This is a genomic window from Enterobacter sp. Li2LvB3 (assembly GCF_056156645.1).
The window spans coordinates 1-1986 of the sequence record NZ_JBSICG010000054.1; the positions used below are offsets into that span (position 1 = coordinate 1).

Here is a 1986-nt window from a genome sequence, read left to right on the forward strand (position 1 = left end):
TTTGTCTAGCCAATGTTCAAATGTCGTGCTGAAAACAAAGTTAATCTGACGCCTGTGGAGAGTCCGGGCAATGCCTTCTTTAGTCAGATGCAGGTTTTGAGGACGGGCGAGGGTGCCAGGTTTTCTCGGCAATCATCATTTTCCGCACAGTCTCTTTTGAAATCCGGACACCGTATTCCGTGGTCAGTAGTCGCCAGATTGCTGACGGATTCATACCCCGACCACGTGAGCGGATGAGCTGCAGAGCCTGAGCTTTGATATCCGCCTTTAACTGATGATTGCCCGGCTTTCCCTGACGGCGGCTGAGCAGTCCTGCCGGTCCTGATTCGCGGTAACGTTTAACCAGACGGATGCACTGACGGGTGGAGAGTTCTGCGGATTGTGCCAGCTCAGCCAGCGTGATTTCCCGCGCAATGTACGCTTCAATAAGATCCAGGCGCAGCGCGGCCTGCAGCATCTGCCATACGGTATAGTGGTCGTTCATTTCACCCTCATCTGCCAGCACCCGTATCCGTTCCGCAGGTGAGGAAAGGGCTCATCGTTTCAGACTGGGGCTAAAATCCTGCGGACTCGCCAGCACCGGATTAATCGCCCTGAGCTCTTCCAGTACGCGCTCCTGAGCACGCCTGCGGGGCATTTTTTTACTGCGCATTCGCTTTCCTTCCGCCTCCAGCTCGTCCTGTTTCTGCTGTGCCAGTCTCAGAACGGCGCCCAGCCGTTTGTTGTCGACAACCGCACCCTGATCAACACAGGCCAGTGTATCGAAAACCTGATAACCCAGCGGCCGGTGCCGGTGACGGAAAGCAATGCTGCCGTCAGGGTAATCAAAAACGGTAATTTTTTCACCTGCTATTCGGGTATTTTCTTCAGTGGGGTCAACGATATACATTACCTTATCATACTGAAACGTCAGTGCTTTCGATAAGGTCCGCAGCTCCTGCCAGGCGAAGATATCATTGAGTTCCTGTGGACTCTGGGTGACAGGACGATGCAGGTCTTTGGGGTATTTTGCCGGCCGGGAGAACCGGCGGTTAAAATCGGATATGAAGTGCTCAAGCCACTGATTAGCCTGGGCAACCGAGCTGATATTCTGCAGGCGCATCTCTTTAATCAGGCGATCCTGCAGGGTTTTATTGACCCGTTCCACGCGGCCTTTGGCCTGGCTGCTGTTGGCGCAAATCAGTTCGATCGCCAGTTCCCGGAGAGCCCGTCCGAACTGGGTTGTGCCGGTACGCCGGCTTTCCGGTCCGCTGACCCGGAATACGGCATGCTTGTCACTGTAAAATGCGACAGGTTTACCATGTTTATCAATGTATTGTCGTGTAGCCATCATGTAGTCGAACGCGTTTTCTGAATCACAAAATCGCAGGTGCATCAGGCGACCAGTGGCATCATCCATAAAGACCAGAAGGCAACATTTCGGGGCGCGGCTTTCGAACCAGTCATGGTGCGAGCCATCGATCTGGACCAGTTCACCAAGACAGTCGCGACGATAGCGCGGCTGATAAACCCGGGTTCGCCGCCGGGAATGAGGACGCCAGAGACCGTCGGCTGTCATCCAGTTACGGACGGTTTCAACGGAGAGATGAATATGATGGCGTTCGGCCAGTTTTTCGGTTGCGAGCGTCGGGCCAAAGTCCGAATAGTGACACCGAATCAAATCTAGGGCTCTGCAGCGGATCTCTTCATCGATCCGATTATTTGCAGGACGGCCACGGCGGGAAGATGCAAACGCGGTTGCGCCATCTGTTCGATACAGGCGCACAAGACGCTGTACCTGACGAACGCTGAGCTCAAGGATATCTGCAGCGTCGCGCTGGAGTAAAGCCCGGTCAAAGACTCGCTGAATGATGCCAAGCCGGTAAAGTTCTCTGTCTGTCATAGTCACCAACATAAGATCGCGGTCCTGTGCTGAGCAAAATGAAGGCTTAGCGTACACGACACGTGTGAATTGTGCTGAGACGACAATAACGCTTTGTGCTGACA

2 protein-coding genes are annotated in these 1986 nt (G+C 54.0%); both read right to left on the bottom strand.

What is annotated here, in order from left to right:
- Positions 1-79: 79 nt before the first annotated feature.
- Positions 80-484: a helix-turn-helix domain-containing protein gene (locus ACS603_RS23330; RefSeq protein WP_474945007.1), complete on the bottom strand. Its 405-nt coding sequence runs from the start codon at positions 482-484 to the stop codon at positions 80-82.
- A gap of 51 nt (positions 485-535) precedes the next feature.
- Positions 536-1882 carry an ISNCY family transposase gene (locus tag ACS603_RS23335; RefSeq protein ID WP_474945008.1) on the bottom strand — a complete coding sequence of 449 codons (1347 nt, stop codon included), beginning with the start codon at positions 1880-1882 and terminating at the stop codon, positions 536-538.
- Positions 1883-1986: the final 104 nt, after the last annotated feature.

Excerpts from the sequence above, each read along its gene's own strand:
- ACS603_RS23330 (WP_474945007.1), bottom strand. The coding sequence starts at position 484 with ATGAACGACCACTATACCGTATGGCAGATGCTGCAGGCCGCGCTGCGC.
- ACS603_RS23335 (WP_474945008.1), bottom strand. The coding sequence starts at position 1,882 with ATGACAGACAGAGAACTTTACCGGCTTGGCATCATTCAGCGAGTCTTT.